Genomic DNA, 7,628 nt, shown 5'->3' with positions numbered 1-7,628 from the left:
TACGGGCGCACCGCTGCCCGGGCCGCTTTCCTGCAGCGCGGCGGGCTGTCATCCTGTCGCCTCAACCCGGGGGAGGGACCGATGATCACGGCAATCACTCTTGGCATGCTCGCCGCGCAGGGCGGGAATTGGGACTGCGGCTCGGAGGCCCATGCGGCGGCGGCGCGGGAGGCGGTCGAGGCGGCCAATGCCGAGGCGGTGGCCGCGCTGCAGGGCGGCGACATCGAAGGCTATGCCGAACATTTCGCCGAGGACGCGGTGCAATACCCGCCCGGCACCACACCCTATGAGGGGCGGGCCGCCATCGCCGCGGGCTGGGCCGAGGCCGTGGCGGCGGGCGAATGGGACCTCTCGCTCGACGTGCTGGACCTCGATGTCTGCGGCCCGCTGGCGGTGGAACGCGGCGCCTATGCGCTGCGCTTCGCGCCGGGCGAGGGCGTGGCCATGCCCGGCTTTTCGGATGAGGGGCATTACCTCGCAAAATGGCGCCTGGACGAAGACGGGGTCTGGCGCATCGCCGCCGACGCCCCTGTCAGCAGCCAGTCCCCCATGCCGGGCGCGCCATAATCTCCGGCGCCGGATGGTGGAACATGATCCACCCTACGCTTATCCCCGCCCTCTGTTCCTCCTCCATACTCTCCCCTCGCGCCGGGAGAGGGCTGTGCGGGATCCATCACCGCTCTGCCCGGCGCCGCGGAGCCTGCGTGCCTGCCTTATGGCAGGGATGGCACGCGCCGGGCGAGCTCCGGAAGGGCCCCGGCGAGAGGCTTGAAAGAGCCGAAAGGGCCTCGCGCCGCGCGCGGCGAGGGTTTGGGACACCCGAACCGAGCCGACACAGTATTCATAGACCCTCCGTCGGCACGGAAGCCGCGCGCGGGACCCTCACCTTCTGCATGACCGGCACGGACGGGCGATGACGCGTGCGTGGAGCAACAAGAGCACCGCCAGCGGCGCCGGCGTCATGGTGGATCACGATCCACCCTACACCCGCTACGCGCCCGCCACCTGCGCCCACTCGCCCCGCAGAGCGAGCGACGTCCAGGAGCGAGCCGGCAGCTCCGCTGCCGTCGCCGCAGGCGTCAGCAAACAAGAAACCGCCCGGCGCGGGCACTCCGCAGCGCCGGGCGATAAATTCTCTTCCGACCTAACCATTGCGCAAGGCGGGCGGCATCCTTATCGTTTAACGGTAAACAGATCCGAGGATGCCATGACCCGCCTTCCGCTCGCCCTTGCCGCCGCCGCCTGTCTGCCGCTCTCTGCCTGCGTGGTGGATGCGGGCAGCAACTGGTCCGAAGAGACCACGCTGATGGAGCGCACCAGCCTCGCCCGCGAAACCTGCGGGGAGGGCAAGGTGGCCTCGGTGAACGAGGACGGCTTTCAATGCGTCGGCGGCGAAGAGACGCTGACCGACTGACGCTTACTGCGCCAGCGTGAATTCGGCCTCGATGGTGACGGCGACTTCCGTGCCGATGCCGAAGTCGGTCCAGGCCTCCGAGCCCCATTTGGTGCGGTCGAGCGTGGTGGTGCCCGAAAAGCCGATGCGCTGGCCGCCCATCATCTCGCCTGCGCCGACCAGCGTGACCGGCATCTGGATCTCGGCGGTCTGGCCGTTGAAGGTCAGGTCGCCGGTCACGATGCCGGAGGTCTCGTCGGTGCGCTCGAGCGCGGTCGAGGTGAAGGTGATCTCAGGGTGCTCGTCGGCGCCGAGCGCGTTGATCGAGATGTCCTCCTGGAAGTCGGCATTGCCCGAATGGCTCTCCGCCTCGGGGCTGTCCACGCTGTCCGCGCCGAGCGTTACCATGAGCGTGCTCTGCGTCGGGTCTTCGGCATTCCATTCGAGGGTGCCCGATTTCTCGGTGAAGCTGCCGCGATAGGTCGAGAAGCCCGCATGGCTGACGCCGAAGACCACCGTGGTGTGGTTGGGGTCCAGCTCATAGGTGCCCGACGGCACGGCGGAGGGGTCCGAGGCCGGCTGCGCGGCGAAGGCTGTGGCGAGGAAGGCGAGGGATGCGGCGCTGAGCGTGGCGAGGGCCATGTAGATCTCCTGGAGTGAAGCCCGCGGCGCGGGCGACCGGACGGAGACTATGGGGCGCCGGGCGGAAGCGGCCAGTGCGGCATGCAGCCGCTTCTCCTCGCCGCCCTCCGCCCGGGCTAGAAAGAGAGGCCGCCTCAAGCGCGGCCCCTGCCTCTTACATCATGCCCATTTCGCTCGCGATCTCCTCTGCGCGCGTCAGGTGCTCGCGCAGGGTGGGGATGGTCTGGTCGGCCAGAAGCGCCAGCTCGCCTTCGCCCGACATCGCCATCTTCTCGAAGAAGGCGATCGTCATCTTGTGGCCGACGATCTGGTTCTCGATATAGGCGCGGTCGAAGGCGTCACCTTCCATGCCTTCGAGGCTGGCGAGGATCAGTTCCTGTCCCGGGCCCGCTCCCATCGGCAGGTCCATCCCGGCGGCCTCTTTGAGCTGCTGGCTCACGCGGGTGTGGTCCCGGACCATCATCTGGGCGAAATCCTGGACGTCCTGATTGCCCGACATCTCCATCGCCATGCGGCTGCTCTCGATCTCGAAATGCCCCGAATGCGCGGCGGCCTTCACGAACATCTTGTTCATGTCCATCTCGGCGGACATGGCCATCTTGTCCTTGGACTTGTGGTGATCGGCCAGAGCCGGCGTCGCCAGGACGAGCGGGGCCGCGAGGGCCATCATCTGGATCAGTTTCATGGGTTCTCTCCGTCTGCTCTCCTCGCCCCTGCGCAAGAGACGCCTGGAAGGCGGATGACGTTCCTGCGGCCAAGCCGCGCAGGCGGGAATATCCGGCGAATACAGAGCCCTTGCGGCCTGGGCTCGGGCCTCCCATCTTCAAAAGATGGACAAACGGAAAGCCCTGCTCGTCTTCGCCTTCGCCCTCGCCCTGTCGGTGTGGTCGGGCAGCAAGGGGGCGGGGCCTCTCGCCGTGTGGCCGGTGGCGGAGGATCTCTGCATCGGCATTGTCGGCACCCTCGGCCTCGCTTTCGGCGTGGCGGGACGGGCGATCCTCTCCGCCGTGATCCCGCTTCTCGGGGTCATGCGCTTGCTGATCGTGCCGCTGGCGCTGGCGGGCCTCGTCTATCTGATCGTTCAGTTCGCGCGGCGCGGCGCCTAGTCGAGCCGGTAGAAGCGGTGGCTGCCGACGGTGGCCGTCAGCTCCGCGCTCGCCGTCCAATAGGGCGTCACCTGCGGGCCGTGGAACATGGTGGCGCCATCGGTCGGGTCCGCCAGCTCGCCCGTGGCGGCGGCCCGCGCGACCCGCAGAGCCCGCTCATAGGCGATTAGGTTTCGCGGCTCGTCGGACTTGCCGTCGCAGAACCAGCTGAACTGGCAGGACCGGCCATTGCCCTGCTCGACCACGGCGCAGGGCGTGTCGGGATAGGCGAGGCTGTCCGCCCGGTTCAGCACCACGTGCACCACCGCGGCCATGCCGTCTTTCCCCTCGCCCCGCGCCTCATGATAGGCTGCGCGGGCGAGGCAGGCGATTTCTTCTCTCGGCAGGGCGGGAACGAGAGGCTGCGTCGCGGCGGGGGCTTCGGCCTGATCGACAGGCGCTGGCGTGGGCTCGGGCTGCGGGTCCGGCCCGCAGCTCGTCAGGCAGAGAAGGGCGAGGAAGGAGACCGTGATGCGCATGGGGCCATTCTACGCTCGCGCGGCACGGGGGGCCAGCGGGACGACGTGCCGCGGCCCGTTCAGAACGTGTCGCTGATCTCGACCCTGAGATTCGCGCCGGAATGACGCTCCCGCAGCTCGGTATAGGTGACCGGCTCGAGATCGCGGCGCCCGCCATAGATGACGCGCTCTTCCTCGTTCACCCGGTCGAAGACATTGCCGAGCGTCACTTTCAGCCTCGTGCCGATGAAGTCGCGATGCTCGGCGAAGATATAGGCGAAGGGTTCGTCGAACCGGCGGACCACCTCGCTGAAGCGGAAGCGGGGCGCCTCGCGCCGGTCGTTCGCGCCGAAGCCGTAGGCATAGGGCGTGCCGGGCACGTCATGGCGGAAGCTCGCGCCCCACGCCCATTTCTGATCGCCGCTGAAGGCGCGGGAAGTCAGGGTGATGGGGTCGTCGAGCGTGCTCTCGCGGAAGCTCGCCGAAAAGTCGATCTCGCCGCCCGGAAGCGAGAATTCCTCTGTCGGGAAGGATCCGTTGACGGCCGCGCCCCAGACTTCGGCCTGCTCCAGATTGCCCGGGCCGTCCGCCGTCTCGCTCAGCGGGATCCGTTGAACGACGTCCTGGATCCGCTCGTAATAGGCCCGCAGCGTCACTTGCGCCTCGTCGCCGAACCGCTGCTCGACCTGCCCTTCGGTCAGCCAGGCCTGGGAGGGGGCGAGGTCGGGGTTGCCGAGGCTCTCATTGTCCGAATTGAGGTCCACGGAAGAGACGAAGTCGAAGAAGTTGAGCTGGCCGACCCGCTTCTCCACGCGGAGGCGCAGATCGGTGTCGTCGGTCAGGCCGTAGGCGGCGGAGACATAGCCCTTGGGACGCACGAAGACCCGGGGTTCGAGGCCCGTTCCCGGCTGGCTGAGTTCGGAAGCTTCGAGGCCCAAGGAGAGCTGGAGGTCCAAGGGGCCGAGGGGGCGGCTGAAGGCGAGGCTCGCCTGCCCGCGCAGCTCCTCCACGCGGGCGGTATCGAAGCCTGCCGCGTCGGGCACGAAGACGCCGGCCTCGGTGATGTCGGTCGTGAGGGTCTCGGAATCGAGGAAGTTGAACGCGCCTTCGAGCGCCGCCTCCAGGGTCGAGATGTCGCTCGTCTGCCAGAAGAGCTCGCCGCGCAGGATGCTCTCGCCCTCGTCGACCGTCCGCGTAACGAGGTCTCCGCCCGAAAACCCCTCGGGTCCGGTTTCGAGCAGGAGCGCGGAGGTGGGGGAATGCTCGAAGCTCTGAATGCCGATGATCTTGAGCCGGCCCGCGAGCGCGTCGAGGGAATAGTCGCCGCCGAGCTCGCCGTTCCACTCGCGCTCCTGCTGCTGATAATCCCTGAACCCCGTGCTGCCATCGGCGAAGAGGATATCCCGCCGCTCCCGGCCATCGGTGTCGTTGCGGGCATAGCCGGCGGTGAGGTTGGCGTCGTGTCCGTTCTCGCGGTCCCAGCCGAGCGTCATGGTGAAGGAGGGGCGGTCGCCGTACCAGCGCGCATCCTCCTCGCGCTCCTCGACGATGGCGCCTTCGGGCCCGACCAGGACCTCGGGGCCGGCGCTGCCGCTTCTGTAGCTGCCGTTCTCGAAGCCGAGCGTATAGTCGAGCGTGCCGAGCCTGCCGCTGACCGAGGCCGCGCCATTGTACCAGTCCGGCTCGAGCCGTGTGCGGAAGGTCGGGCGCCAGGCCCAGCGCCCGGTCATGCCCGTCTGGGACAGCTTCACGTCGGCGACCTGGCCGCTCAGGCCCGGTATTCCGAGCTTGGCGGCGTCGACGATCTCGATGCGGAGCACCGCTTCGGCGGAAGTGCGCCGGAGGATGTCGACGGGGTCGTTGCCCTTGCCCGACACGCGCTGACCGTCGATCAGGACATTGGTGCCGCCCTGTCCGAGGCCGCGTCCGCCGCCGGAACGCCGGACGGAGAAGCCCGGGATCTCGTAGAGCATGTCCGCCGCGGTCTGCGGCGCGATGTCCTGGAAATAGACCGGCTGATAGACCTGCCGTTCCTCAGTCTGCGTATAGCCGGGCTTGGGCGCCGAAGGCACGCTCGCTGCCGGCACGGCGCCGGCGGCCGCGAGGAGCAGGAGGCCGATCATGAGGAACGGACCGAAGGCTGCAGTACTGATGCAGAAATCGTCCCGGCCCCTCGTCCCGCCCCGAAGATCGATGGTGGAGCCGAGCGGAATCGAACCGCTGGCCTCGTCATTGCGAACGACGCGCTCTACCAACTGAGCTACGGCCCCAACGCGCTCACGAATAGTCGGGCGGAAGAGCCCGGTCAAGCGCTGCGCAGCTCGTCCGGAAGATGAGTTTCGGTCGCCTGCCCGGATCGGCCCGTGAAAGAGAGAGCCGGGCTCTTCCTCCCTCAGACCGTCTTCGGCCGGCCCTCCCGGCTGGCGCCGGTGGCATGCGCGCGAAGGGCCGTCTCATGGGCCTTCGCCTCCTCGACGTAATGGGCGGCGCCCATCTTCGCCATGAGGTCCTCGCCGGGCTTCAGGTCGCGGAGCTTTCTTGCCGGCAGGCCGCCCCACATCTCGCCCTTCGCGACCCGTTTGCCCGGAGAAAGGAATGCGCCCGCCGCGAGGAAGCCGCCGCCCTCGATCACCGCGCCGTCCAGAACGGTGGAGGCCATGCCGACGAAGCCGCCATCCTCCACCGTGCAGCCATGCAGCATGCAGCGATGGCCGATGAGCGCATCCTCGCCGATCTCGACCGGCCGCCCGCCATGATCGGGGGCGTCGACATGCAGGATCGAGCCGTCCTGGACATTGCTGCGCGCGCCGATGCGGATCGCATTGGTGTCCGCGCGCAGGACGCAGCCATACCAGACCGAGGCTTCCGGGCCGACCGTCACATCGCCGATGAGGACCGCGCCGGGAGCGACGAAGGCGGTTTCGTGAATTCGGGGCGTGCGCCCCCCGAAGGGCAGGATGAGGGCTTCCACGTCTACTCCGTCTCGCGGCTCTTGGGTCCGGATGATCCTCACGCCATTCGCGTGGCGGGTCCACTCCGCAGACATCGTTCCGGAACTGCGGGCCGCCAAGGCCGCGGGCCCGATCGCCCCCCTGTCACTCGCCCTCTTGTTCATGCCCCCGCGCGCTGGCAGGGGAGGGGCGGAGGCGGACGGTGTGCCATCGCCGCAAAAGGTGGAATGCCGGACCTGATCGTTCAGATGCCCCCTGCCGTTCTCGCAAGCCTCATCGCGGCCGTCATCGCGACGCTCGGGGTCGCGGCGGTGCTGCTGCGCGGCGACTGGGCCGTGCGGCATAGCGGCTATTTCACGGCCTTCGCGGCCGGCGTTCTCGTCACGACGGCGGTCACGCTCTTTCCGGAGGCGCTGCGGGCGAGCGCCTATGCGCCTCTTGGCGCCCTGGCGGGCTATGGCGCCCTGTTCGCGATCAATGCGCTCTTCCGGCGATCGGCGGGCGCGGCCCTCGCGCCGGTCGTCGCCATCGGCCTGCATTCCTTCATCGACGGCCTCGAATACGGCATCCTGTTCGAACATGACGGACGCCTGGGGCAGGTCGCCTCGATCGGCCTGATCGCGCACGAATTCGCCGAGGGCGTCATCCTCTTCGCATTGCTCCGGCAGGCGGGGGTGCGCACGAACATCTCGCTTCTCGGTGCCTTGGCGGGCGCGGCCCTGACGACGCCGCTCGGCGCGATCTCCTCTCAATTCGTTCTGTCCGGGATGACCGAGGGCACGATCGGCCTGCTGCTCGGGCTGGCATCGGGCGCGCTCTTCTATGTCGGGTCGACCCATCTGCCCATGCGCCTTCCGCGGAAGGGGCGGCGCAGGCTGATGGCGTTCTATGCGGCGGGCATCGTTCTCGCCCTGTCGCTCTCCCTGGGACATGGCGGAGGACATCACGAGGACGAGCTGCCTGGCGCGGCAGGAGGAGGGGCAGACGGAGCCCCGTTCGTTAGGGCGGCTCCCGGGGCTCCGTCTGCGGTTCGGGCCGG

General features: G+C 68.5%; 9 protein-coding genes and 1 tRNA gene. 4 read left to right on the top strand and 6 right to left on the bottom strand.

Annotated elements, in window-relative coordinates:
- Together IE88_RS0115980 and IE88_RS0115975 are read left to right on the top strand one after the other, a co-directional pair.
- Nucleotides 1–567: YybH family protein (locus IE88_RS0115980; RefSeq protein ID WP_238319333.1), on the top strand; the 567-nt coding region annotated here is incomplete at its 5' end.
- A gap of 640 nt (nucleotides 568–1,207) precedes the next feature.
- Complete coding sequence (locus tag IE88_RS0115975; RefSeq protein ID WP_031556454.1) at nucleotides 1,208–1,414, top strand: hypothetical protein; 207 nt, start codon at nucleotides 1,208–1,210, stop codon at nucleotides 1,412–1,414.
- A gap of 3 nt (nucleotides 1,415–1,417) precedes the next feature.
- On the opposite strand, the gene IE88_RS0115970 is transcribed toward IE88_RS0115975, so the two are convergent.
- Nucleotides 1,418–2,035 carry a YceI family protein gene (locus tag IE88_RS0115970; RefSeq protein WP_051882396.1) on the bottom strand — a complete coding sequence of 206 codons (618 nt, stop codon included), beginning with the start codon at nucleotides 2,033–2,035 and terminating at the stop codon, nucleotides 1,418–1,420.
- Nucleotides 2,036–2,189: 154 nt separating this feature from the next.
- Nucleotides 2,190–2,720: a DUF4142 domain-containing protein gene (locus tag IE88_RS0115965; RefSeq protein WP_031556450.1), complete on the bottom strand. Its 531-nt coding sequence runs from the start codon at nucleotides 2,718–2,720 to the stop codon at nucleotides 2,190–2,192.
- Nucleotides 2,721–2,865: 145 nt separating this feature from the next.
- Between IE88_RS0115965 and IE88_RS0115960 the strand changes: the two genes are divergently transcribed.
- Nucleotides 2,866–3,141, top strand: coding sequence for a hypothetical protein (locus IE88_RS0115960; RefSeq protein ID WP_031556448.1), 276 nt, complete (start codon nucleotides 2,866–2,868; stop codon nucleotides 3,139–3,141).
- On the opposite strand, the gene IE88_RS0115955 is transcribed toward IE88_RS0115960, so the two are convergent.
- The 4 genes from IE88_RS0115955 to IE88_RS0115940 all read right to left on the bottom strand — a co-directional run bounded on the left by IE88_RS0115955 (nucleotide 3,138) and on the right by IE88_RS0115940 (nucleotide 6,609).
- Entirely contained in the window at nucleotides 3,138–3,659 is a 522-nt protein-coding gene (locus tag IE88_RS0115955; protein ID WP_051882395.1) for a cell wall hydrolase, read from the bottom strand. The genes IE88_RS0115960 and IE88_RS0115955 overlap by 4 nt on opposite strands.
- Before the next feature lie 59 nt (nucleotides 3,660–3,718).
- Nucleotides 3,719–5,761: a TonB-dependent receptor plug domain-containing protein gene (locus IE88_RS0115950; protein WP_031556444.1), complete on the bottom strand. Its 2,043-nt coding sequence runs from the start codon at nucleotides 5,759–5,761 to the stop codon at nucleotides 3,719–3,721.
- 71 nt (nucleotides 5,762–5,832) lie between these two features.
- A tRNA-Ala gene (locus IE88_RS0115945) sits at nucleotides 5,833–5,908 on the bottom strand.
- Between the two features lie 122 nt (nucleotides 5,909–6,030).
- Nucleotides 6,031–6,609, bottom strand: coding sequence for a gamma carbonic anhydrase family protein (locus IE88_RS0115940; protein WP_238319332.1), 579 nt, complete (start codon nucleotides 6,607–6,609; stop codon nucleotides 6,031–6,033).
- Nucleotides 6,610–6,816: 207 nt separating this feature from the next.
- Between IE88_RS0115940 and IE88_RS0115935 the strand changes: the two genes are divergently transcribed.
- On the top strand, nucleotides 6,817–7,628 hold an 812-nt coding region (locus IE88_RS0115935; RefSeq protein WP_051882394.1), incomplete at its 3' end, for a ZIP family metal transporter.

The organism is Parvularcula oceani (assembly GCF_000733125.1).
GTDB lineage: Bacteria > Pseudomonadota > Alphaproteobacteria > Caulobacterales > Parvularculaceae > Parvularcula > Parvularcula oceani.
The sequence above is the reverse complement of the archived record's forward strand: the minus strand, read 5'-3'. Positions and strand labels throughout refer to the sequence as shown.